This is a genomic window from Pseudomonas sp. Y39-6, from assembly GCF_023651955.1.
GTDB classification, from domain to species: Bacteria; Pseudomonadota; Gammaproteobacteria; order Pseudomonadales; family Pseudomonadaceae; genus Aquipseudomonas; species Aquipseudomonas veronii.
The window spans coordinates 605,998-630,296 of the sequence record NZ_CP069594.1 but is presented as its reverse complement, the minus strand read 5'-3'; the positions used below and the strand labels follow the sequence as shown (position 1 = coordinate 630,296).

The 24,299-nt window shown below is 60.7% G+C and carries 18 protein-coding genes, 2 tRNA genes and 1 pseudogene; 5 read left to right on the top strand and 16 right to left on the bottom strand.

Translation table 11 applies throughout. From position 1 onward, the window contains the following. Positions 1-148: 148 nt before the first annotated feature. From JN756_RS02695 to ssp4 (JN756_RS02680), 4 genes and pseudogenes are all read right to left on the bottom strand, one after another. On the bottom strand, positions 149-3,439 hold the full coding sequence (locus JN756_RS02695) for a transglutaminase family protein (protein ID WP_201021758.1): 3,291 nt from the start codon (positions 3,437-3,439) through the stop codon (positions 149-151). 199 nt (positions 3,440-3,638) lie between these two features. After that, the gene (locus JN756_RS02690) at positions 3,639-4,133 is read right to left on the bottom strand and encodes a hypothetical protein (RefSeq protein WP_104904047.1); all 495 of its coding nucleotides are present in this window, start codon (positions 4,131-4,133) and stop codon (positions 3,639-3,641) included. Between the two features lie 99 nt (positions 4,134-4,232). Continuing rightward, positions 4,233-4,691 (bottom strand): hypothetical protein, encoded by a 459-nt coding sequence (locus JN756_RS02685; RefSeq protein ID WP_082643793.1) that lies wholly within the window; start codon positions 4,689-4,691, stop codon positions 4,233-4,235. Next, a pseudogene (gene ssp4 / locus JN756_RS02680) lies at positions 4,688-5,603 on the bottom strand (Ssp4 family T6SS effector). Before ssp4 (JN756_RS02680) ends, JN756_RS02685 begins: the two are co-directional and overlap by 4 nt. A gap of 187 nt (positions 5,604-5,790) precedes the next feature. Here ssp4 (JN756_RS02680) and JN756_RS02675 point away from each other — a divergent pair. Beyond that, entirely contained in the window at positions 5,791-6,279 is a 489-nt protein-coding gene (locus JN756_RS02675; protein WP_046384893.1) for an Hcp family type VI secretion system effector, read from the top strand. A 15-nt stretch (positions 6,280-6,294) separates the two neighbouring features. Here the strand turns inward: JN756_RS02675 and JN756_RS02670 are convergent, their stop codons facing one another. The 10 genes from JN756_RS02670 to rnr form a co-directional block, all read right to left on the bottom strand. Further along, complete coding sequence (locus JN756_RS02670) at positions 6,295-6,735, bottom strand: hypothetical protein (protein WP_046384894.1); 441 nt, start codon at positions 6,733-6,735, stop codon at positions 6,295-6,297. Next, on the bottom strand, positions 6,735-7,661 hold the full coding sequence (ssp4, locus tag JN756_RS02665) for an Ssp4 family T6SS effector (RefSeq protein WP_046384895.1): 927 nt from the start codon (positions 7,659-7,661) through the stop codon (positions 6,735-6,737). The genes JN756_RS02670 and ssp4 (JN756_RS02665) overlap by 1 nt, the downstream gene beginning before the upstream one ends. Before the next feature lie 226 nt (positions 7,662-7,887). After that, the gene (locus JN756_RS02660; protein ID WP_026140380.1) at positions 7,888-10,191 is read right to left on the bottom strand and encodes a YgiQ family radical SAM protein; all 2,304 of its coding nucleotides are present in this window, start codon (positions 10,189-10,191) and stop codon (positions 7,888-7,890) included. A gap of 96 nt (positions 10,192-10,287) precedes the next feature. Next, complete coding sequence (gene dnaB, locus JN756_RS02655; RefSeq protein WP_017849744.1) at positions 10,288-11,685, bottom strand: replicative DNA helicase; 1,398 nt, start codon at positions 11,683-11,685, stop codon at positions 10,288-10,290. A 110-nt stretch (positions 11,686-11,795) separates the two neighbouring features. Beyond that, the gene (gene rplI / locus JN756_RS02650) at positions 11,796-12,242 is read right to left on the bottom strand and encodes a 50S ribosomal protein L9 (protein ID WP_010563337.1); all 447 of its coding nucleotides are present in this window, start codon (positions 12,240-12,242) and stop codon (positions 11,796-11,798) included. An 18-nt stretch (positions 12,243-12,260) separates the two neighbouring features. Beyond that, positions 12,261-13,154: a YybS family protein gene (locus tag JN756_RS02645; protein WP_057003678.1), complete on the bottom strand. Its 894-nt coding sequence runs from the start codon at positions 13,152-13,154 to the stop codon at positions 12,261-12,263. A gap of 36 nt (positions 13,155-13,190) precedes the next feature. Beyond that, positions 13,191-13,421: a 30S ribosomal protein S18 gene (gene rpsR / locus JN756_RS02640; RefSeq protein ID WP_002551829.1), complete on the bottom strand. Its 231-nt coding sequence runs from the start codon at positions 13,419-13,421 to the stop codon at positions 13,191-13,193. Positions 13,422-13,449: 28 nt separating this feature from the next. Continuing rightward, entirely contained in the window at positions 13,450-13,872 is a 423-nt protein-coding gene (gene rpsF, locus JN756_RS02635) for a 30S ribosomal protein S6 (protein ID WP_003217491.1), read from the bottom strand. Positions 13,873-14,120: 248 nt separating this feature from the next. Then, positions 14,121-14,876, bottom strand: a complete 756-nt coding sequence (gene rlmB, locus JN756_RS02630; RefSeq protein ID WP_046384896.1) for a 23S rRNA (guanosine(2251)-2'-O)-methyltransferase RlmB — start codon at positions 14,874-14,876, stop codon at positions 14,121-14,123. Beyond that, on the bottom strand, positions 14,873-17,509 hold the full coding sequence (gene rnr / locus JN756_RS02625) for a ribonuclease R (protein ID WP_046384897.1): 2,637 nt from the start codon (positions 17,507-17,509) through the stop codon (positions 14,873-14,875). Before rnr ends, rlmB begins: the two co-directional genes overlap by 4 nt. 224 nt (positions 17,510-17,733) lie before the next feature. Between rnr and JN756_RS02620 the strand changes: the two genes are divergently transcribed. From JN756_RS02620 to JN756_RS02605, 4 genes are all read left to right on the top strand, one after another. Continuing rightward, positions 17,734-17,820 (top strand) — tRNA-Leu (locus tag JN756_RS02620). A gap of 176 nt (positions 17,821-17,996) precedes the next feature. After that, positions 17,997-18,083: transfer RNA gene (locus JN756_RS02615), tRNA-Leu, on the top strand. A 144-nt stretch (positions 18,084-18,227) separates the two neighbouring features. After that, positions 18,228-19,253, top strand: coding sequence for an extracellular solute-binding protein (locus JN756_RS02610; RefSeq protein WP_046384898.1), 1,026 nt, complete (start codon positions 18,228-18,230; stop codon positions 19,251-19,253). Further along, positions 19,253-20,818, top strand: a complete 1,566-nt coding sequence (locus tag JN756_RS02605; RefSeq protein ID WP_126588422.1) for an ABC transporter permease — start codon at positions 19,253-19,255, stop codon at positions 20,816-20,818. The genes JN756_RS02610 and JN756_RS02605 overlap by 1 nt, the downstream gene beginning before the upstream one ends. A gap of 108 nt (positions 20,819-20,926) precedes the next feature. Here JN756_RS02605 and JN756_RS02600 read toward each other — a convergent pair whose 3' ends face one another. Next, a complete protein-coding gene (locus tag JN756_RS02600) occupies positions 20,927-22,861 on the bottom strand; it encodes a methyl-accepting chemotaxis protein (protein WP_057003675.1) in 1,935 nt (644 codons plus the stop codon). A 139-nt stretch (positions 22,862-23,000) separates the two neighbouring features. Then, positions 23,001-24,290, bottom strand: a complete 1,290-nt coding sequence (locus tag JN756_RS02595; RefSeq protein WP_017849751.1) for an adenylosuccinate synthase — start codon at positions 24,288-24,290, stop codon at positions 23,001-23,003. Positions 24,291-24,299 lie beyond the last annotated feature (9 nt).

The following is a 24,299-nucleotide window of genomic DNA, read 5'->3' as shown; positions in this document are numbered from 1 at the left end:
GGGGCAAGGGGGCTCAGATTAACCTAACAAACACTGCAAATCCTTTGTGGGAGGGGGCTTGCTCCCGATTGCGGTGGGTCAGTCAACTCATGTATCGGCTGATTTACCGCAATCGGGAGCAAGCTCCCTCCCACATTTTGGCTTGCATTCAGTCATTTTTATTGGGGAAACGTCGCAGATCCAGGGTCATCGGTAATTCATCGTTCACCACTACGGTCGGAACCGGCTGCTTGCCCGGGGTATGACCCAGGCGGAAGAACCGCGCCATGCGCCGGCTCTCGGCTTCATTGGCATTCACCGGCAGGCTGTCGTAGTTACGCCCGCCCGGATGCGCCACATGATACTGGCAACCGCCCAGGGAGCGCTGCATCCAGGTGTCCAGCAGGTCGAACACCAACGGCGCGTGGACCGCGATGGTCGGCTGCAGGCAGTTGGCCGGTTGCCAGGCGCGATACCGCACGCCGGCGACGAACTCGCCGATGCGCCCGGTCGCTTGCAGCGGCACCGGGATGCCGTTGCAGGTGAGCAAATAGCGTTGCGGTGGCAGCCCGCTCAACTTCACCTGCAGGCGCTCCAGGGACGAATCCACATAACGCACCGTGCCGCCCACCGCGCCCTCCTCGCCCAGCACATGCCAGGGTTCCAGGGCCTGGCGCAGTTCGAGTTCGATACCGCTGACGGCGTAGTCGCCGACTTTGGGAAAGCGGAATTCCAGGTGCGCGGCAAACCATTCGGCGCGCAACGGGTAGCCGGCGGCGTTGAGTTCGACGATCACGTCGGCAAAATCCTGCTCGATGAAGTGCGGCAACAGGAAACGGTCATGCAGCTCAGTGCCCCAGCGCGCCAGTTTCGGGGGCGCATAGGGTTCGCGCCAGAAGCGCGCTACCAGCGCGCGCAGCAGCAGTTGCTGGGTCAGGCTCATGCGCGCATGGGGCGGCATTTCAAAGGCGCGCAACTCCAGCAGGCCCAGGCGCCCGGTGGCGCCATCGGGCGAGTAGAGCTTATCGATACAGAATTCGGCGCGGTGGGTGTTGCCCGTCACGTCGATCAGCAGATTGCGCAGCAGGCGGTCGACCAGCCACGGCGGGCACTCTTCGCCTGGCGCGGGCATTTGCGCGAAGGCGATTTCCAGCTCATACAGCGCATCGTTACGCGCTTCATCGACCCGGGGCGCCTGGGACGTCGGGCCGATGAACAAGCCGGAAAACAGGTAGGACAACGACGGATGGTTGTGCCAGTAGCTGATCAAACTGCGCAGCAGATCGGGACGCCGCAGGAACGGTGAGTCCTTGGGTGTCGCGCCGCCCAGCACGAAGTGGTTACCGCCACCGGTACCGGTGTGGCGCCCGTCGATCATGAACTTTTCGGTGGTCAGGCGGGTTTGCCGCGCCTCTTCGTAGAGGAATTCGGTGCGTTCCACCAACTCGTCCCAGGTGGCGGACGGCTGCACGTTGACCTCGATCACACCCGGGTCGGGCGTGACCCGGAAGTTGCTCAGACGGTAATCCGCCGGCGGCTCGTAGCCCTCCAGCAGCACCGGGCAGTGCAGCTCTTCGGCGGTGGCTTCGATGGCGGCCACCAGCTCCAGGTAGTCCTCGACGCGCTCCAGCGGCGGCATGAACAGATACAGGCGGCCTTCGCGCGCTTCGGCGCACAGCGCGGTGCGGGTCAGCCAGTCGGCGGACTCGTCGATCTTCGGCAGGCGCTCGGCGCTCGGCGCCGCTTCGCCATGGCGTTGCAATTGCGCCGTGCTCGGCAGCTCGGGCAAGTCCTGGTTGGGGTCGGTCGGGTGGACAAACGGGTACTCTGCCGCCGTCACCCAGGGCTGCGAGGCCAGCGGCAGGCGATAACCCAGCGGCGAATCCCCCGGCACCAGTCGGCAGTGATTGTCGCGTAGGTACCAGCGCCCACTCTGCCAGCGGTCATTGGCAGCGGTGCGCGCCAGCGGCAGCACTTGGCCGATGACCTTGTCCAGGCCCTGGCTGAACACTTTGCGCAGACGCTCGCGTTCCAGCTCATCGCTCAGGCGCGGGTCAAGGGCGGTGACGTTTTGCGGCAGCGCGCCTTCGCGCCACAGGTAATAGAAGTTGTCTTCAAAGGCCGGAAACACAAAGCGCGCCGGCAGCTTCAGGCGCTCGGCAACACAGCCCAGGAAACGCCCGGCCAGCACGCCGTCGGCGCCGTAGTCCTGTTGCTCATCGGCGATCAGCGCGCTGTTGTGCCAAATCGGCTCGCCATCGCGGCGCCAGTAACAGTTGAGCGACCAGCGCGGCAGTTGCTCGCCGGGGTACCACTTGCCCTGGCCGAAATGCACCAGGCCCTTGGGCGCGTAGTGCTTGCGCATGCGCTGGAACAGCTCGGCCGACAGGCGACGCTTGTCCGGCCCCAGGGCAGCGGTGTTCCACTCGGCGCCGTCGGGGTCGTCGATGGAGACGAAGGTCGGTTCGCCGCCCATGGTCAGGCGCACGTCGTCCGCCAGCAGGTCGCCATCGATCTGCCGCCCCAGGGCCTGGATCGCCAGCCACTGTTCTTCGGTGTAGGGCTTGGTTACCCGTGGCGCTTCCCAGATGCGCTCTACCGACATCTCGTGGGTGAATTCGCACTCGCACGGCTCCACCAGGCCACTGATCGGCGCGGCAGACGATGGATCGGGACTACAGGCCAACGGAATATGGCCTTCACCGGCGAATAACCCGGAGGTGGCATCCAGGCCGATCCAGCCGGCGCCGGGCAAATACACTTCGCACCAGGCGTGCAGGTCGGTGAAGTCCACCTCGGTACCGGACGGGCCATCGAGGGCTTTGACGTCGGCGGTGAGCTGAATCAGATAGCCGGACACAAACCGCGCGGCCAGCCCCAGGTTGCGCAGCAATTGCACCAGCAGCCAAGCCGAATCGCGGCACGAGCCGGAGGCATTTTCCAGGGTGAATTCCGGGGTCTGCACGCCGGGTTCCATGCGGATCAGGTAACCGATATCGGCGGCCAGGCGTTGGTTGAGGCCCACCAGGAAATCCACGGCCGGCAGCGGCGTGCGGTCGATACCCGCCAGGTAAGCGGCGAACCTCGGCGTCAGCGGCAAGGTTTCCAGGTACGGCGCCAGCTCGCGCTGCTCGTCGGCGGCGTAGCAAAACGGGATTTTTTCCGCGTAGGGTTCAAGGAAAAAATCGAACGGGTTGAACACCGCCATCTCGGCGACCAGGTCGACTTCGATACGCAGTTCGTCAGTCTTTTCCGGGAACACCAGGCGCGCCAGGTAATTACCCTGAGGGTCCTGCTGCCAATTGATGAAATGCTGCTCGGGCAGCACTTTCAGTGCGTAGGACAAAATCCGCGTGCGGCTATGGGCCGCCGGGCGCAAACGCACGATCTGTGGGCCGAGTTCGACAGCGCGGTCGTAGCGGTAATGCGTAACGTGGTGCAACGCGACATGAATCGACACGGCGGCCTCCTGCAAGCCAGGGCATGGACACAACGCGCGCAAGACTTATGCCAGAGCGGCAGTCATTGCGCTTTATCGTAAGACCCGGTGCAGTACAGCACCAAAACGGCGCCAACGTTGGTGCAATGGTGCAAGAGCTGCACATATATGTGGCGGGGAGTGGGTGGGGCGGTATCGGTTTTGGGGGCGGGGTGGGGAATTACCTCGATTTCTTTATTCTGATTATTGCGCGCTCGTGTTTACGCCGCTTTTCAATGGCCACCCTTACCTTCCCGCGCATATGGCGAAGTTCTACGCATTTGGCACGCAGTTCCCGGTGGCGTTTGCTGCGAAGCAGCAGCAGGCCGAGTACCGGCCAAAAGAAGCATTCCGCGTAAATGAATGGGTTCGGTGAAAAATGAAAACCTGGCACAGCGACCAACAGGCAGGCGATGAAAAGGCCATACATTCCCCAGACCCACTTCGGTCGCCCGTAGGCGATCATGAAATTGCAGTGGGTGATAAACCAGACCAAGAGCACGCCGGCACTTTTAGCTGCCGCGTTCGATAACGATGGAAAATAATAGTTTTCCACCAGCACAACAACAGAAGAACTGCCGAAGATGCCCGCTAAAATTACGCCGATAAACACGGGAAAGTAGCGCAAAAGAAAAGGGCGCACCGGTATGAGAGGTTTCCGTCCGAGAAGTCTCACTCTGATATATCCTCATACAGCCCAACCGCGACGATCCGGATGTTCCCGAACAGTAAGTTGTCGGGAATGAGGCAACGCTCCCAATTAATCAAAGCAAAATCACCTTTTTTGTAGCCTGTCAGCAATTTTCTGTATCCGTTTTCGCCTAAAACGAAGTTCAACAAGCTTCCCACGCATCTCACGATGACGCTTGCTGTTGAGAATCAGCAGACCAAGCAATGGCCAAAACAAACTTTCGGCATAGATGAACAGATGAGCGGAATAACGAATGGCCGGAAGAGCGGTAACCAGGCAGGCTCCAAAATAGACAACCATGACCCACACCCAGTCTCGTCGCCCACGGACAATCATAATGTTGCTAAGACTCAAGGCGCATGCCAGAACGACACATGCCCACCACGCTACTTGTGCCGAAATAGCTAAAGAAATGGCTTTGAGATAGTAATTTTGCACTACCACCACTACGGAAGATCCAGCAAAAATGCTTGAAAAAATCCCCCCGAGAAACACGGGTAAATAACGCTTGAGAAAAGGGCGAAGGGGCAGCAGCAATATCACTCGGTCATCTCCTCATAAATTCCGACCGCGACAGTGCGAATATTCCCAGACATCGAACTGCTAGCAACCCCTAAGGCAGCACCTAGAGCGTCTTGAATCTGCAAAACAGTGCCCTGTTTTACTTCTGCGGGCGTAAAACGCTTTGGCATTTTTCCAGCGAGTTGCTTCAACCTGATCATTTTCCGGGTCATTTCCGGGTGCCGAATACTCAACAACTCCTGGGTCAACTTTGCTCGCTCTTGACGACTCAGTCCTTTCAACACCTGCGGCAAAGTTTTTCCGGTAGATTTTCTTGTCGCATTAACCAGTCGTATAGTTGCCAGTGCCGAGACACTAGCGCCCAGTAGCGAAACAGCGTCCAAACCAATCGTCACAGCCTGATACCATGGCTCGCTATCCAGAGCATCGTTAAGAGCCGGGTCAATAATTTCGTTGCGAGTCCTCTGGCCGCCAACTAAGCACTGAATTGAACTGGCTGTTGCTGATGTAAAGCTTATCGCAGCTACCACCCCAGTAACCCCAAAGCTGAACGGACTGAGCGCCGATCCACTCAGTACCACTGATCCAACTGATCACCGCAGAAGTACACGCCAAAGCTGTATTCACCGCCTCAAACGCCACCTGCGACTCTCGCGGTTCATTCGCCAGTTGCCGAGCGAACTCCACCCGCCCGACATAGCTGGGCGCCTCGCGCAAAATCACATTCTTCGGTGCGATACTGCAAATCGGCTGAAATTCACGCAGCACAACCATCCGTAGCTGCGCGTCGATGTACACCACGCCGGCACCGACGATGGCCGGATCAGCATCAATCGCCGCAAATAACTTGCGCAGATCAATACTGCTTTCCAGCCGCTGCCGCGTCATGTAATTGGGACTGAGGAAACTGTCTCTGAATACGCTGGAAGTCATCCCTTTAGTCCTGAGGTTCACAAGAGCGCAGAGGGTAAAGACTGCCTATCCCCGAAAAATGTCAGAAGCTTCGCTTTATCCGGACAGGCACTTCCTGATCGTGATGCCGCACCTTGTAAGCCATATCCCGAATAAGAAAAAGTACGCCCCGCGCCACTACCGGCGCACACCAAAACAGGGAGTGACAATGGCAACTGATATGTTTTTGAAGCTGGGGGACATCAAGGGCGAGTCCAAAGACCAGGCCCATCGCGACGAAATCGAGATCAGCCGATGGGGCTGGGGCATGTCCCAGACCGGTTCGATGCATACCGGCAGCGGCGGCGGTGCCGGCAAGGTCAATATTGAAAACCTGTCTGTCTCCAAGGTCATGGACAAGTCTTCACCCAACCTGATGATGGCCTGCTCCACCGGCAAGCATTACCCGGAGGCACGGTTGGTGGTGCGCAAGGCCGGTGGCAGCAATGCCGTGGAGTATCTGGTGATCACGCTGAAGGAAGTGATGGTCACGTCTTACCAAACCGACGCGGTGACCAGCAGCGATGTGCTGACTGAGGTGATAGCCCTGAACTTCGCCACGGTCGAAGTCAGCTACCAGCCGCAAAAATCCGACGGCGGCAAGGACGGCGGCGCCGTCAAATACGGCTGGAACATTCGCCAGAACGTCAAAATCTGAAACCACGTGCCGAGGCTACAGCCCCGCCTTGGCCGCCTCCCGCAACCGCCGCACTTCAACCAACTTCTTGACCATCGACCGATAGCCCTTGCTGTTGATCAGCAACAACCCCAGCAATGGCCAGAACAGGCTTTCACTGTAGATAAACCAGTGCGGCCGGTAGAGCAGTGTCGGCAGCACGACCAACAGGCACACCGCAAAAAACGCCACCATCGCCCACACGCCCCAGGCTCGGCCGCGCACCACCAGGAAGTTGCTGTTGGCCACGAACAGTGCGGCGGCTATCACCACGAACCAGGACACAGTGGCATTGGTTGCCATGGGCACGTCGGAAAAATAGGTGCTGGCCGCCAGGGAAATCGCCGCCGAACCGCCGAGGCAACCAGCGAGAATCACGCCGATGAATGCGGGAAAATGCTCCAGCAAAAACGGTTTAAGCGAAGGAACACCACCCATCACTCGGCCTCTTCGTACAAGCCAATCGCGAAGGTCTTGGCCTGTTTGTAGTTATCCGAACGCTTCAAGCCCCAGACGCTCAGCCCCGCACTGAAGGCATCGCCCAATTGGACATAGGTGGCGTGCTTGAGCTGGGTCGGCGTAAAGCGTTTGGGCAACTCGCCGCTCAGTTGCAGCAGCTTGCGCATCTTGTTCGACATTTGCGGGTCGGCCACTTTCAGCAGCTCTTTGGTGAGTTTCTCCCGCTCCTGCCCGTTCAGGCCTTTGAGCACCTGACGCAGGCTTTTACCCGTGGCCGCACGAGTGACGTTGACCAGCTTGACTGTCGTCAGCGCCGAGGCGCCCACGCCGACCAAGGCGGCACCGTCGAGGACTTTGGTCGCCGTCTGGTACCACTCTTCGTTATCCAGGTAATCATTCATCGACGGGTTGACGATTTCGTTGCGCGTGCGGAACCCACCGACCAGGCACGACACGGTGCTGGCCGAGGCGGCGGTATAGCCGATGGCCGTCACGACCGTGCTGGCGCCAGCGGTGAACGGGATAGCGATGGTGCCGCTCAACACCACCAGCCAGCCAATGACCGCGCCGCCGCAGGACAACGTGGTGTTGAAGGCTTCACTCACCAGTCGCGACTCGCGCGGGTTGTTCAGCACTTGGTCGGCGAACTGCGCCGGGGCGATGTATTTCTGCGCCTCGCGCACAATGATGCGCTTGGGTCGAATGCTGCAGATCGGCTTGAACTCGCGCAGGGTCACGACGTTGAAGTCAGCGTCGATATACACCACGCCCGCGCCGACGATGCCGGGGTCGGCGTCGATGATGGCAAACAGCCGAGGCAGGTCGACTTCACTCTCGATGCGCTGGCGCGCCATGAACTGCGAGCGGTTGGAGTCCATGCCGATGTTGAGCAGGGGGTTGCTCATGGGGGTGTTCTTCCTTGAAAAGTTGGGGACTGGACTGACGCCATCGGGGGCAAGCCCCCTCCCACATTTGAAGTGTGAATACATTCAAAATGTGGGAGGGCCGATGCGACGATTCGGCTTGCTCCCGATAGCGATTTAATGGCCGCCACCTTAACAAACAGACTCCCCACCGGCTAGAAAGCAAAACGCCAGCACGAGGCTGGCGTTTGGCATATTCAGGCAACGATCAACGCGGTACCACCGGCTTGCGGGCTGGCTTGCCGCCCTTGCCCTTGGCCGCATCCGCGCGTTCCTTGGCGGCCTGCTTGTTGCGCGCCATGGCCGCGGCCTTGGCTTGCTCGCGCTTGTCCCACGGGTTGCTGCCGTCGCTGCCACGGGGCGGCAGGCCGGTGTGCTGGGTGAGGATCCTGGTGGTGGTTTCCTTGGCGACCTTGTGGCTGCCGGCCGGCGTCGAGTTCTTGCGACGCGCGCTCTGGTAGCTGTCGGTGGCCGGCTGGTGCAACGGGATCAGTTGATCCTTGCCCGGCCCGATCAGGTCGGCGCGGCCCATGCGGGTCAGTGCTTCGCGCAGCATCGGCCAGCCTTTCGGGTCGTGGTAGCGCAGGAACGCCTTGTGCAGACGGCGCTGTTCTTCGCTCTTGACGATGGTCACCGCGTCGCTCTTGTAGGTGACCTTGCGCAGCGGGTTCTTGCCCGAGTGGTACATCGCGGTGGCGGTGGCCATCGGCGACGGGTAGAACGCCTGCACCTGGTCGGCGCGGAAACCGTTGCCCTTGAGCCACAGGGCCAGGTTCATCATGTCTTCATCGGTGGTGCCAGGGTGGGCGGCGATGAAGTACGGGATCAGGTACTGCTCCTTGCCCGCTTCCTTGGTGTACTTCTCGAACATGCGCTTGAACTTGTCATAGCTGCCGATGCCCGGTTTCATCATCTGGTTGAGCGGACCTTCCTCGGTGTGTTCCGGGGCGATCTTCAGGTAACCACCGACGTGGTGGGTGACCAGTTCCTTCACATACTCCGGCGACTCAACGGCCAGGTCGTAGCGCAGGCCGGAGGCGATCAGGATCTTCTTCACACCCGGCAACGCACGGGCGCTGCGATACAACTGGATCAGCGACGAGTGGTCGGTGTTCAGGTTCGGGCAGATGCCAGGGAACACGCACGACGGCTTGCGGCACGCGGATTCGATTTCCGGGCTCTTGCAGGCGATGCGGTACATGTTCGCGGTCGGGCCGCCGAGGTCGGAAATCACGCCGGTGAAACCCGGAACCTTGTCGCGGATTTCTTCGATCTCGCGAATGATCGACTCTTCGGAACGGTTCTGGATGATGCGGCCTTCGTGCTCGGTGATCGAGCAGAAGGTACAGCCGCCGAAGCAGCCGCGCATGATGTTCACCGAGAAACGGATCATGTCGTAGGCCGGGATTTTTTCCTTGCCATACGCCGGGTGCGGGACACGTGCGTAAGGCATGCCAAACACGTAGTCCATTTCTTCGGTGGTCATCGGAATGGGCGGCGGGTTGAACCACACGTCCACTTCGCCGTGTTTCTGCACCAGGGCACGGGCGTTGCCTGGGTTGGTTTCCAGGTGCAACACGCGGTTGGCGTGGGCATAAAGCACCGCGTCACCACGGACTTTTTCCACCGATGGCAGGCGGATCACGGTCTTCTCACGGGTCATGCGCGGGCTGGCCAGGATCTGCACGACCTTGGCTTCCTGCGGATCTTCAACCGGCCCCTTTTCCTGCTCGATGGCGCAGGCCTGGGTGTCCTGGGTATTCACGTATGGGTTGATGATCTTGTCGACCTTGCCCGGACGGTCGATACGGGTGGAGTCCACCTCATACCAGCCTTCGGGCGTATCACGGCGAATGAACGCGGTGCCGCGCACATCGGTGATGTCTTCGATCTTGTGGCCCCACGACAGGCGCTGGGCCACTTCGACGATGGCCCGCTCGGCGTTGCCGTACAGCAGGATGTCGGCGGTGGCGTCGATCAGGATCGAATTGCGCACCCGGTCCTGCCAGTAGTCGTAGTGGGCGATGCGGCGCAGGGACGCTTCGATGCCACCGAGCACGATCGGCACGTTCTTGTAGGCTTCCTTGCACCGCTGGCTGTACACCAGGCTCGCGCGGTCCGGGCGTTTGCCGGCCATGCCGCCAGGGGTGTAGGCGTCGTCGGAGCGGATTTTCTTGTCAGCGGTGTAGCGGTTGATCATCGAGTCCATGTTGCCGGCCGCGACGCCGAAGAACAGGTTCGGCTCGCCGAGCTTCATGAAGTCGTCTTTGGACTGCCAGTTCGGCTGGGCAATGATCCCGACGCGGAAGCCCTGGGACTCCAGCAGCCGGCCGATGATCGCCATGCCGAACGACGGATGGTCAACGTAGGCATCACCGGTGACGATGATGATGTCGCAGGAATCCCAGCCAAGCTGATCCATCTCCTCCCTGCTCATCGGCAGGAATGGCGCAGGACCGAAACATTCGGCCCAGTACTTGGGATAGTCAAATAACGGCTTGGCTGTTTGCATGACGGTGACCGGTGTTGAGATGAAAAATCGCGGGCGCGGAATATAGCACAAATTTTGACCAATTCCGACGATAACAGTAGGAATTGAACAGAAGGATTATTCGTCGTCGTCGAAGTTGTAACTGCCCGGCGCAAGGTTCTCGAAACGCGTGTATTTGCCAATGAACGCCAGGCGGATAAAGCCGATCGGGCCGTTCCGCTGCTTGCCGATGATGATTTCGGCAATGCCTTTGTGCTCGGTCTCCGGGTGATACACCTCGTCGCGGTAGACGAACATGATCACGTCGGCATCCTGCTCGATCGCTCCGGATTCACGCAAGTCGGAGTTCACCGGGCGCTTGTTGGGGCGTTGTTCCAGGGAGCGGTTGAGCTGCGACAGCGCCACCACCGGGCAGTTGAATTCCTTGGCCAGGGCTTTCAAGGACCGGGAGATCTCGGAAATCTCGTTGGTCCGGTTGTCGCCGCTGGAACCCGGGATCTGCATCAGTTGCAGGTAGTCGATCATGATCAGGGCGATATCGCCGTGCTCACGCACCAGGCGGCGGGTACGCGCGCGCATCTCCGACGGGCTGATGCCCGCGGTGTCATCGATGAACAGCTTGCGGTCGTTGAGCAGGTTGACCGCCGAGGTCAGGCGCGGCCAATCGTCGTCTTCCAGGCGACCGGCACGCACTTTGGTCTGGTCGATACGGCCCAGGGACGAGAGCATCCGCATGATCAGCGATTCGCCTGGCATCTCCAGGGAGTACACCAGCACGGTCTTGTCACTGCGCAACACGGCGTTTTCCACCAGGTTCATCGCAAAGGTGGTTTTACCCATGGATGGACGGCCGGCGACGATGATCAGGTCGGACGGCTGCAGGCCGCTGGTCTTCTCGTCGAGGTCGGTGTAACCGGTGGAGATGCCGGTGATGGCATTGTCGGTGTTGAACAGCGTATCGATACGGTCGATGGCCTTGGTCAGCAGGTCGTTGACGCTGACCGGGCCGCCGGTTTTCGGCCGGGCTTCGGCGATCTGGAAGATCTGGCGCTCGGCCTCGTCAAGGATCTCGGCGGCGCTGCGACCTTCGGGGTTGAAGGCGCTATCGGCGATTTCGGTGCTGATGCCGATCAACTGGCGCAAGGTGGCGCGCTCGCGAACGATCTGGGCATATGCCTTGATGTTGGCGACGGACGGCGTGTTTTTGGCCAACTCACCGAGGTAGCCCAGGCCGCCGACCTGGGAGGTCTGGCCTTCCTTGTCCAGCTGCTCGGCCAGGGTCACCACGTCGATTGGTGAGTTCTGGTCGGCCAGCTTGGCGATGGCGCGGAAGATCAAGCGGTGGTCATGACGATAGAAATCACCGTCCGAGACTTGATCCAGCACGCGTTCCCAGGCGTTGTTGTCCAGCATCAAACCACCGAGCACGGCCTGTTCGGCCTCGATGGAATGCGGCGGCACCTTCAGGGCAGCGGTTTGCAGATCGTATTGCTCAGGAGCTGAAATATCGTTCATGGCCACTTGGAATTAGGGGGGGTGAAAAAAACAAAAGGCACGACCTGTAAACAGGATCGTGCCCGATGTTAACCGCCTGGCACGCGAGGTGCCAGTCAGTTAGGTGCGACTTAAGCTGCTACCACGACAACGCGTACAGTGGCTTCAACTTCAGCGTGCAAGTGCACGGCTACGTCGAATTCACCTACGTTGCGGATGGTGCCGTTCGGCAGACGAACTTCGCTTTTCGCAACTTCAACGCCAGAGGCGGTCAGTGCGTCAGCGATGTCGTGGGTGCCGATCGAACCGAACAGCTTGCCTTCGTCACCGGCGGTGGCAGTGATAGTCACTTCCAGCTCAGCCAGTTGGGCAGCGCGAGTTTCGGCCGAAGCTTTTTTGTCTGCTGCTGCTTTTTCCAGCTCAGCACGACGCTCTTCAAACGCAGCCAGGTTGGCAGCGGTTGCAGCGGTGGCTTTGCCGTATGGCAGCAGGTAGTTACGACCGTAGCCGGCCTTAACGTTCACTTTGTCGCCCAGGTTGCCCAGGTTGGCGACTTTTTCCAGAAGGATCAGTTGCATGTGAAAATCCTCTAACTTTTAACCTTCACCGTTCGCGTTATCGGCGTCTTTCGGCGCCAGACGACCGCGAAAATCAATCAGGCCGTCGACAATGGCCAAAACCACGAGTAACGGATAGATCAGCTGCATGAACAGCATCAGCGTGACGTACAACCCCACCAGCCAGAACCTGGCCAGGCGCTTCTGCGCCACCAGCCCGTGAATCAGGGCCAGCCCGGAGAACACCAGCGGTACGCTGCAAAACAGCAATAACAAGGCCGCCTCTGGACCGAAGTTCGGTCCGACCACCATGCATGCCAGCAGCAACATCGCCGGGCCCGCGGGGATTCTGATACTGCGAAACTCGCGACCAAAACCACCCGGGTTGTACAACAACGCCTGCCAGTAACGCCCAAGCATCAGGCTCAGCACACTGACAATCTGCAACACCACCGCCATCAGGCCGATCAGGGCCGGTGCTATCAGCGCCGCAAGGCGCGCTCGCTCGTCTACCGACAATTGCTGGTAGAGCTCCCCGAGAGCCAGCGGCAGGACCTTGACGATCTCTTGCGCCAGCGCCTCGATTTGCGGGTGGAAAGCCGCGCCGAGCAACACTGAAAACACCAACCCCAATGCCACGCTGACCAGCAGCGTGCGGACCCAGGACTCACTTGCGCGTAAAACCAACGCAAGGCTCGACGACCCCAGCAGCACCATAAGCACTTTGGGTTCGCCCAATTGCAGCCACCAGATCAAGGCGGCCAGCAACCCCAGGGCCAGGACGCCAACGGCATCCTGCAAACCGCGCCGCAGAAGCACAAGGCATCCCGCGGCAGCACCCAACCAATACAACAACGGCAATGCTGCACATCCAGCCACTACCAGAGTGGCCTGCACGCGACCGCGCATGATGAACTCAGCTAAGGCGCGCATGCATTCAATCCCTTACTACTTGTCGACTGCCCGGTCTCAGCGGCCGTGGCTGTCGGTGTAGGCCAGCAGGGCCAGGAAGCGGGCGCGCTTGATAGCGGTGGCCAGCTGACGCTGATAACGTGCTTTGGTACCGGTGATACGGCTTGGAACGATTTTGCCGGTCTCGGATACGTAGGCTTTCAGAGTGTTGAGATCTTTGTAATCGATCTCTTTCACGTCTTCAGCGGTGAAGCGGCAGAATTTACGACGACGGAAGAAACGTGCCATTTGATAGGCTCCTTAAAAGGTCCGTGGATTACTCGTCAGCGTTATCGCTGTTGTCGCTGTCATCACTATCAGCGCTTTCAGCGCCTTCGTGCTCAGGACGGTCGCGACGCTCACGGCGCTCACTGCGGTTTTCTTCAGCCTTGAGCATCTCGGATTGGCCGGTAACGGCTTCTTCGCGACGGATGACCAGGTTACGGATCACAGCATCGTTGTAGCGGAAGTTGTCTTCCAGCTCGGCCAGGGCCTTGCCAGTGCATTCAACGTTCAGCATCACGTAGTGAGCCTTGTGAACATTGTTGATTGCGTAGGCCAGTTGACGACGGCCCCAATCTTCCAGACGGTGGATTTTGCCGCCGTCTTCTTCGATCAGCTTGGTGTAACGCTCTACCATGCCGCCGACTTGCTCGCTTTGATCCGGGTGGACCAAAAAGATGATTTCGTAATGACGCATGAATGCTCCTTACGGGTTGTAGCCTGCCGCTCAAAAACGGTCAGACAAGGAGTGAATGACACTTATGGATCTTGCCGCAGGGAGGCACATCGGTGCCTGCCAGGAAGGCAAGGGGCGCAATTGTAGAGAAGGGGGAGGAAGGGCGCAAGGTGATTGGTGATTATTTGAACAATCTTCCAGACACCACAAAACAAAAGTGGGAGAGGGCTTGCCCCCTCCCACATTTTGCATCTATGCCAGGCCCGACATTACTTCTTGGTCTTGGCCTTCGCACCGCGCTGGCGCTGGGCCTCGAACAGACACACGCCGGTAGCGACCGACACGTTGAGACTGCTGACGCTGCCAGCCATCGGCAGATGAACCAGATAATCGCAATGCTCGCGAGTCAGGCGACGCATGCCCTTGCCTTCGGCGCCCATGATCAGGATGGTCGGGCCGGTGAGGTCCTGGTCATAAATGCTGACCTCGGCCTCCCCCGCCGTGCCCACGACCCACAGGCCGCGCTGCTGGAGTTTCTCCAGGGTGCGCGCGAGGTTGGTCACGGCCACCAACGGAATCACTTCCGCCGCGCCGCATGCGACTTTACGCACAACTGGCGTCAACGTGGCCGACTTGTCCTTGGGCACGATCACCGCCAGCGCACCGGCAGCATCCGCAGAACGCAGGCAGGCGCCGAGGTTGTGCGGGTCGGTCACGCCGTCCAGCACCAGCAACAGCGGTGCGCCTTCGGTGCGGTCGAGCAGCTCGTCGAGCATCGCCTCGCCCCACACCTGGCTCGGGCTGACATCCGCGACGACGCCTTGGTGGACGCCTTCAACCCATACGTCCATTTCGCGACGCTCGGCCTGGCCGATCGCCACGCGGTTTTCGTTGGCCAGCTCGACCAGCGCCTGCACGCGCGGCTCGCTGCGACCTTCCGCCAGCCAAACCTGTTTGACGCGCTTAGGGTGATGACGCAGCAGTGCTTCTACGGCGTGGACGCCGTAGATTTTTTCCAGACTCATGACTTGGCCTTAGGTTTACGCGACCCGCCGCTTTTCGCGGGGGCCGAACCCGCTTTTGGCGGGCCTTTACGGTGTTTACTGGGCTTGCTCGACGGCTTTTCCGCCGTGTGGGGCTTTCCCCCAGACGCCGCTTTACCACCGCTTTTGGCTTCGTTGAGCAACTGCTGCTTCAACTCACGGCTTCTGCGCAGTTCGGCGTTTTTCGCCGCTGCATCGCTTGGGCGGTAGGCCTCGGGAACCTTGTCCTTGGCCGCCGGACGACGACTGGCCTTGGCCGGCGCAGGCTCAGCAACCGCAGCTTTCGCAGGAGCGCCCTTGCCTTGGGTGGCCGGCGCGGCGGTTTCGCTGCCACGTTTTTTACGGCCGATCGGCGCGGCGATGGTTTTTTCAGCCATCTCGAAGTCGATCTTGCGTTCGTCCAGGTCGACGCGCATGACGCGCACTTCGACCGTGTCGCCCAGGCGGAAACTGCGACCGGTACGCTCGCCCGCCAGGCGGTGATGCACAGGATCGAAGTGGTAGTAGTCACCCGGCAAGGCGGTGACATGCACCAGGCCCTCGACGTAGATATCGGTCAGTTCGACAAACAGACCAAAGCCGGTCACGGCCGTGATCACGCCAGGGAACGACTCGCCCACGCGGTCCTTCATGAACTCGCACTTGAGCCAGTTCACGACGTCGCGGGTGGCTTCGTCGGCACGGCGCTCACTCATGGAGCACTGCTCGCCGAGCTGTTCCAGGGCCGCTTCGTCGTAAGGATAGATCCGCGCCTTCGGAATGGTCATGGCACCGGCGCGCTTGACGTGCGGGGTGTCCTGCTTGGAGTGGATCACGCTGCGGATCGCGCGGTGCGTGAGCAAGTCCGGGTAACGACGGATCGGCGAGGTGAAGTGGGTGTACGCCTCGTAATTCAGGCCGAAGTGGCCCTGATTGTCGGCGCTGTACACCGCCTGGCTCAGCGAACGCAGCATCACGGTCTGGATCAGGTGGAAATCCGGACGGTCCTTGATGCTGGCCAGCAGTGCCTGGTAATCCTTCGGCGACGGGCCGTCCTTGCCTTTATGCAGGGACAGGCCGAGCTCGCCGAGGAAGGCGCGCAGTTTTTCCAGACGCTCCGGCGGCGGGCCGTCGTGTACCCGGTACAACGCAGGAATTTCGTGCTTCTTCAGGAATTCAGCGGTGGCCACGTTGGCCGCCAGCATGCATTCCTCGATCAGCTTGTGCGCGTCGTTGCGGGTGGTCGGGGTGATCTCGGCGATCTTGCGCTCGGAACCGAAGATGATCCGGGTTTCCTGGGTTTCAAAATCGATCGCGCCACGCACATGACGTGCGCCCAGCAGCACCTTGTAAAGCGCATACAGCTGCTTGAGATGCGGCACCACACCGGCATATTCGGTACGCAGGGCCTTGGCTTCGCTGGTCTTCGGCGTTTCCAGGATGGTGCTGACCTTGTTGTAGGTCAGGCGCGCCTGGGAGTGGATCACCGCTTCGTAGAACTGGTAGTCGGTCATTTCGCCGGTTTTCGAGAGGGTCATCTCGCACACCATGGCCAAACGGTCGACTTTCGGGTTCAGCGAGCACAGGCCGTTGGACAGCTGCTCAGGCAACATCGGGATCACGCGCTCAGGGAAATACACGGAGTTGCCGCGCACCTGGGCTTCGTTATCCAGCGCCGAACCGATCTTCACGTAGCTGGAGACGTCGGCAATCGCCACGTACAACTTCCAGCCGCCGGAGAACAGGCGCAACTTGCCAGGCTTGGCTTCGCAATACACCGCATCATCGAAGTCGCGGGCGTCTTCGCCGTCGATGGTGACGAACGGCAGATGGCGCAGGTCGATGCGCTTTTCCTTGTCCTTCTCTTCGACTTCCGGCTTGAGCTTGGCGGCTTCCTTGAGCACGGCTTCGGGCCAGACGTGAGGAATATCGTAGGTGCGCAGCGCGACGTCGATTTCCATGCCCGGCGCCATGTAGTTGCCGACCACTTCGATGATATCGCCCTGAGGCTGGAAGCGCGGGGTCGGCCAGTGGGTGATTTTCACCTCCACGAACTGACCGACCTTGGCCGCGCCATTGCGGCCCGGGGTCACCAGCACTTCCTGCTGGACCTTCGGGTTGTCCGGAATGACGAAGCCGATGCCGCCTTCTTCGAAGTAACGCCCGACGATGGACTCATGGGCACGGGACACCACTTCGACGATCACGCCTTCACGGCGGCCGCGACGGTCCAGGCCCGACACGCGCGCCAGCGCACGGTCGCCATCGAACACCAGGCGCATTTGCGCCGGGCTCATGAACAGGTCGTCGCTGCCGTCATCCGGGATCAGGAAGCCAAAGCCGTCACGGTGGCCGGCAATGCGACCCAGGATCAGGTCGAGCTTGTCCACGGGCGCATAGGTGCCACGGCGGGTGTAGATCAACTGAGCATCGCGCTCCATGGCACGCAGACGGCGGCGCAGGGCTTCGAGCTGGTCTTCGGTGGTCAGACCGAATTCTTCAACCAGCTGCTCGCGGCTAGCAGGCGAACCACGATCGGCGAGATGCGCCAGGATCAGTTCGCGGCTAGGAATAGGGTTTTCATATTTTTCCGCTTCACGAGCGGCCTCGGGATCGAGGGACTGCCAATCGGCCATTAGAGAGTTTTCACCTTGTCTATATGCGGGTTAGTTTGGCATACGCGTATTGAAACGGGAAATTTCAGGCGTCAACAAGCGTTTTAAAGCACTTTGTGACCCCCAACACGCACCTTGTACGACCATTGGCGAAATTTTCCAGGCTTTTTTCATGGCAGGGGTTTACAGTTCAAAAGCCACTCCGTATAGTGCGCGCCATCGACGACGGCAACGTTGAAGATACTGCCCAGATGGTGAAATTGGTAGACACGCCAGCTTCAGGTGCTGGTGACCGCAAGGTCGTGGAAGTTCGAGTCTTCTTCTGGGCACCAATTCAAAACTCGAGGTCAGCCTTGAGTTATCCAGAAACCCGCGAAAGCGGGTTTTTGCGTTACAGTCCTTTGATTCTTAACGAAAAACTGATTTATATTTTCGAATCAGGGGTTTACAGATCAAAAAGCGCTCCGTATAGTTCGCTCCATCAACAGCGGCAACGTTGCTTGATAATGCCCAGGTGGTGAAATTGGTAGACACGCCAGCTTCAGGTGCTGGTGATCGCAAGGTCGTGGAAGTTCGAGTCTTCTCCTGGGCACCAAATTCAGATCAAACCCGCGAAAGCGGGTTTTTTCGTTTCTGGGGTGTGAAAACCGCCCCATGGATTTCTCCTTCATCCGCACTTGAGAAGCTTTATCGTTTATCCTTGCAACGATTTGTTGCACTCAAGCGAGGAAACTTCCGGATGATGATCCGTGGCACCCATCTCAAGACATCCCTTCTGCGTGGCCTTAGCCTCACTCTGCTCGGCCTGACCCTGCTCTCGCCCACCGCCTATTGCGCCGACAAGGTTGCCCTGACCCTGTACAACGGCCAACACAAAGAAGTCGGCGATGAACTCGCCAAAGCCTTCGAAGCCAAGACCGGCATTCACGTCAACGTGCGCAAAGGCAGCAGCAACCAACTGGCCAGCCAGGTCGTCGAAGAAGGCGCGCGCTCCCCGGCCGATGTGATCTACACCGAAGAATCGCCGCCGTTGAACAAACTCGGCGAGCAAGGCCTGCTGGCGAAAATCGACGCCGGCACCCTTGAGGTATTGCCCAAGGATTACATCGGCAGCCAGGGCGACTGGATGGGCGTGACCGCGCGCACCCGCGTCGTGGCCTTCAACCCGAAACTGATCGCCGAGAAAGACCTGCCCAAGTCGGTCCTGGATTTCGCCCGCCCCGAATGGCAAGGCAAGGTCGGCTTCGTGCCCACCAGCGGCGCGTTCCAGGAGCAAGCCGTGGCGATCATCAAGCTGCACGGTCGCGAAGCCGCCGAAGAATGGCTGACCGGCCTGCGCGCCTTCGGCAAGGTGTACAGCAACAATATGGTCGCCCTCAAAGCCGTGGAAAACGGCGAAGTCGCCAGCGTGCTGGTGAACAACTACTACTGGTTTGCCCTGAAGAAGGAAAAAACCAACCTGGACTCGCAACTGCACTACTTCACCAACGGCGATGCCGGCGGCCTGATCACCGTGTCTTCCGCTGCCGCACTGAAATCCAGCAAGCACCCGCAAGAAGCCCAGCAACTGCTGGCGTTCATGGTCAGCGAAGAAGGCCAGCGCGTAATCACCAACACCTCGGCCGAATATCCGCTGCGCAAGGGCATGGAGTCCAGTCGCGGCCTGAAGCCGTTCAGCGAGCTGCAACCGCCGAAAGTCACCCCCGCCGACCTGGGCAACGCGCAAGAAGCCCTGGACCTGGAACGTGACGTTGGCCTGAACTGATGAACCCATCGCTCCGCGCTCCCGCCCTGCGCGGGGGCTACAGCCCGCGACGCAAGCGCCCGTCGATCTGGCTGTTGCTGCCTGTGCTGCTCCTGGTGGGCTTGAGCCTGTTGCCGCTGGCGTATGTCGGGCTCAAGGCCTGGCAAGCGGGCTGGGCGGAGGCCGTGCATCTGCTGTGGCGCCCGTATGTGTTCGGGCTGCTGCGCAACACCCTGGCGCTGATGGTCGGGGTGACGCTGGCGTGCGGCGTGATCGGCCTATCTCTCGCCTGGCTGCTGGAGCGCAGCAACCTGCCGGGGCGCCGTCTCTGGGGCGTGATCCTGTGCCTGCCGTTTGCGGTGCCGGCGTTTGTCAGCAGCTTCACCTGGGTGTCGCTGAGCGCTAACTTCGAAGGGCTCGGCGGGGCGATCCTGGTGATGACCCTGTCGAAATACCCGCTGGTGTTTCTGCCGGTGGCGGCGACCCTGCGCAATCTCGACCCCTCCCTCGAAGAGTCCGCGCGCACCCTGGGGCTGAATCGCTGGGGCGTGTTCCGGCGCATCACCCTGCCCTTGCTGTGGCCGTCGCTGTTGGCCGGGGCATTGTTGATCGCGCTGCATATGCTGGTGGAATTCGGCGCGCTGTCGATCATCGGCCTGCAGACCTTTACTACGGCGATCTATCAGCAATTCGAACTGGAATTCAGCAACGCCAATGCAGCGATGCTGTCGGCGGTGTTGCTGGCAATGTGCCTGACACTGCTGTGGCTGGAACTGCGCGTGCGCGGCAAGGGCCGACATGTGCGGATCGGCCAGGGCGCGGCGCGGCATGCGGAACAGATCCGACTGGGCAAGTGGGCGCCATTGGGGCAGCTGTATTGCCTGGCGCTGGCGATCATCGGCAGCGGCATTCCGCTGGGGATGCTCGGCTATTGGCTGGCGGTGGGCTCGTCGGCCGCGTTCCCGGTGGCCGAGATTGGTGAGGCGCTGCTGTCCTCCCTGGCGCTGTCGCTGGGCGGCGCGGCGCTGTGCCTGGCACTCGCGGTGCCGGTGGGGTTGCTGGTGGTGCGCTACAAAGGCCCGCTGGCGCTCTGGGCCGAGCGCCTGCCGTACTTGCTGCACGCCCTGCCCGGCCTGGTGATTGCGCTGACGCTGGTGTACTTCGCCTTGCACTACGTGCCGGCGCTGTACCAGACGTCGGCACTGCTGTTGATTGCCTATGCGCTGCTGTTTCTGCCGCTGGCCCAGGCGCCGATCCGGACGGCCTTGAACAAGGCGGCACCGCAGCTGGAAGAGGCTGCACGCACGTTGGGGGCGTCGTCGTTCAGTGCCTTTTGCCGAGTGACCCTGCCGATTATTTTCCCGGCTTTGGGGGCGGCATTCGCGCTGGTATTTCTCGATGCGATGAAGGAATTGACCGCGACATTACTGCTCAGCCCGACCGGGCTGAATACCCTGGCGACGGCGGTGTGGGCGCACACCTCGAATATCGAATTCGCGGCGGCGGCGCCGTATGCGGCGTTGTTGATTCTGGTGTCGGGGTTGCCGGTTTATTTGCTCACGACGCGGATGTATCTGAGTCGCTGAAACCGCTATCGGGGGCAAGCCCCCTCCCACAGTTGACTGGGTTCCAGCTTTGGAATGCAGTCGAATGTGGGAGGGAGCTTGCTCCCGATGGGGGCGACACAGACCACACTAAGCCCGGAACTGCCCCAGGCTCGCCTTCAACTGCGCCGCCAAGCCATCCAGCACCTTGCCGCTGGCCGTGGTTTCCACCACAGCCTGTGCGGCACGCTCGGCCTGGGCATGGATCACCTCGACCCGCCCACGCACCGCATGCGCGCCCTGGGCCTGATGCTCGGCCGCACGAGTGGCCAGGCCAATCGCCGCATGCACCTGCTCCACCGAGGCCTGCACCGTCTGCTGCAAGCGCACACTGTCGCGCAGCACCAGCAAGCCTTCGTTGGCCTGGCGCCCGGCCTTGCCAATGGTTTCGACCGCCTCGCGCGCGCCCTGCTGCAACGCCACGATATGTGCCTGGATATCGCCGGTGGAGCTTTGGGTTTTACTCGCCAGCGCACGCACCTCGTCCGCCACCACCGCAAAGCCACGCCCGGTCTCACCGGCACGCGCCGCTTCGATGGCCGCGTTGAGCGCCAGCAGGTTGGTCTGCTCGGCGATGCCATGGATCACCGTCAATACCACTTCGATCTGCTCGCTTTGCGCGGCGAGGCGCTCGATGACCTTGGAACCGGCCTGCACCTGGCCCGCCAGCGCTTCGATCAAGCTGCCGACTTCAGCCGAAGTGCGTGAGTTTTCATCCGTGGCCTGGCGTATATCCACCACCTGCTGCAGCGCGGCCTGCATCGCATGGCTTTCGGCCTGCGCCTCATCCGCCATCTGCGACAGCGCGCGCAGGCTCTCGGCCACTTCGTCGCGCTGCAAACCGGCAGCCGCATCGGCGCCGGCATTGCGCAAGGTCATCGCGCCGATTTCCACACCGGTACGCTGCGCCACATCGCCGGCCTCGCGCACGATGGGCTGCAACTTATCCACAAAGCGATTGACCGCCGACGCCATGTCGCCGATCTCATCTTTGCTGTTGATCTGCACACGCTTGGTCAGGTCGCCCTCGCCCGCCGCCAGATCATCCATGGCCGCGATCAACAGTTTCAGGCGATTGACCACCCGCCGCCCGAGCACCACCGCGATCAGCAGCAGCACACCGAAGCCGACCGCCGCGAGCCCCATGCCGATGCGCCAGCGCAAGGTGCCCGCCGCGTCCTGCACGGCATTGGTGGTGTTGGCGGTCATCTGGGTGGCGGTCGCCTGCGCCGACTGCAGTCTTGCGCCCATGGCGGCCGCGCTATCGGCCGCCGCACCCTTGAGGCTATCGCCCACCAACTGATCGCCGCTGGCGATCAGTGTCGCAAAGCGCTTATCCAGCGCCTGCAGGTTGGCTTCCACCGACGCGGTCGAAACCCCCATGCGAACCTTGCCGATCTCGACACCGTTGGGGCTGATGGACGCTTCGACGTAGTACACGGAAGGGTCCGCCTTGGCGGCGTCCAGCACTTTATCCAGGGCGCGGTCGCCCTTGCCCTTTTCCAGCAGCGCCTGGTTGATCGGGTTTTCCCGGTTCAGATAGCGGGTCAGATGCTCACCGGCGGCGTCGTCGTAGACCACGAACAACACGTTGGGATTGCGCTGGGCCCGTCGGGCGAACTCCGACAGCGTCGGCACATCGTTGTCCCACATGGCGCGAGGCGCCACGGAGGCCAGCAGTTGCGCCATGTCGTTAGCGGAGTCTTGCAGGTCTTTTTCCAGGGTCGCACGCAGTTGCTTCTGCTCTTCCTGCAGGCGCGTGGAAAGCCCGACGGTCAGACGCTGACGGGTACTGCTGGACAAGCTGTCCAGGCTGGATGTGACTTCCTTGCCGGCCTGGGCCAATTCGCCGGACAGTTTCTGACTGTCGACCCCGAGGCGATTGCCCAAATCAGCTTCCAGCGCCGTGACTGTGCTCCGAGTAAGAGCGACCGCCACCAGCACTTGCACCAAAAGAGCGATACCTAGGGTAACGAACACCGGCCGCAACAGACGACTTTGTAACAATGAGAGAACGGCAGACATCGGGAATCCCTCCACCACGGGTGCCATTAATTTGATAGCACCGCGAAAGAAGGAAACACAGCAAGGGTCGTGCCGCTTGGCGAACTTAAACGACAAAGGGCTCCCTGAGGAGCCCTTTGCGTTTTACATCAACAGCTTATTAAGCGAACGGGTGACGCAGAACGATGGTCTCGTTGCGGTCCGGGCCCGTCGAAATAATGTCGATCGGTGCGCCGATCAGCTCTTCAACGCGCTTGATGTACGCACGAGCGTTGGCGGGCAGCTCTTCCAGGGTCTTGGCACCCACGGTCGATTCGACCCAGCCCGGCACTTCTTCGTACACCGGCTGCAGACCCACGTAGCTGTCAGCGTCAGTCGGGGCAACGACCTTACCTTCTGCATCTTTGTAGCCGACACAGATGTTGATGGTTTCCAGACCGTCGAGTACGTCCAGCTTGGTCAGGCAGATACCCGAGATGCTGTTCACATCGATAGCGCGACGCAGGATAACGGCATCGAACCAGCCACAACGACGAGCACGGCCAGTAGTCGCGCCAAACTCGTGACCTTGTTTAGCCAGGTGCGCGCCCACTTCGTCGAACAGTTCAGTCGGGAATGGACCCGAACCGACCCGCGTGGTGTAAGCCTTGGTGATGCCCAGGATGTAGTCCAGGAACATCGGGCCAACACCCGAACCGGTAGCGACGCCGCCAGCGGTGGTGTTAGAGCTGGTCACGTAGGGGTAGGTACCGTGGTCGATGTCCAGCAACGAACCTTGGGCGCCCTCGAACATGATGTCTTTGCCAGCGCGACGCAGGTCGTGCAGCTCGGCCGTCACGTCCAGCATCAGCGGCTTGAGCAGCTCAGCGTATTCCTTGCATTCGGCCAGGGTCTTGTCGAATTCGATGGCTGGCTCTTTGTAGTAACCCACCAGCATGAAGTTGTGGTAATCCACCAGTTCACGCAGTTTGTCTTCAAAGCGCGGCATGTTGAGCAGGTCGCCAACACGCAGGCCACGACGCGCAACCTTGTCTTCGTAGGCTGGGCCGATACCGCGACCGGTAGTACCGATCTTCAGCTCGCCACGGGCCTTTTCACGGGCCTGGTCCAGCGCGACGTGGAAGGACAGGATCAGCGGGCAGGCTGGGCTGATACGCAGGCGCTCGCGCACCGGTACGCCTTTCTCTTCCAGCTTGGTGATTTCCCGCATCAGGGCGTCGGGTGCAACCACCACGCCGTTGCCGATCAGGCACTGCACGCCTTCGCGCAGGACGCCCGACGGGATCAGGTGCAAGACGGTTTTTTCGCCATCGATGACCAGGGTGTGGCCAGCGTTGTGGCCACCTTGGTAGCGCACTACGGCGGCAGCATGTTCGGTCAGCAGATCAACGATCTTGCCTTTGCCCTCATCACCCCATTGGGTGCCCAGGACTACGACATTCTTACCCATAACACTTGT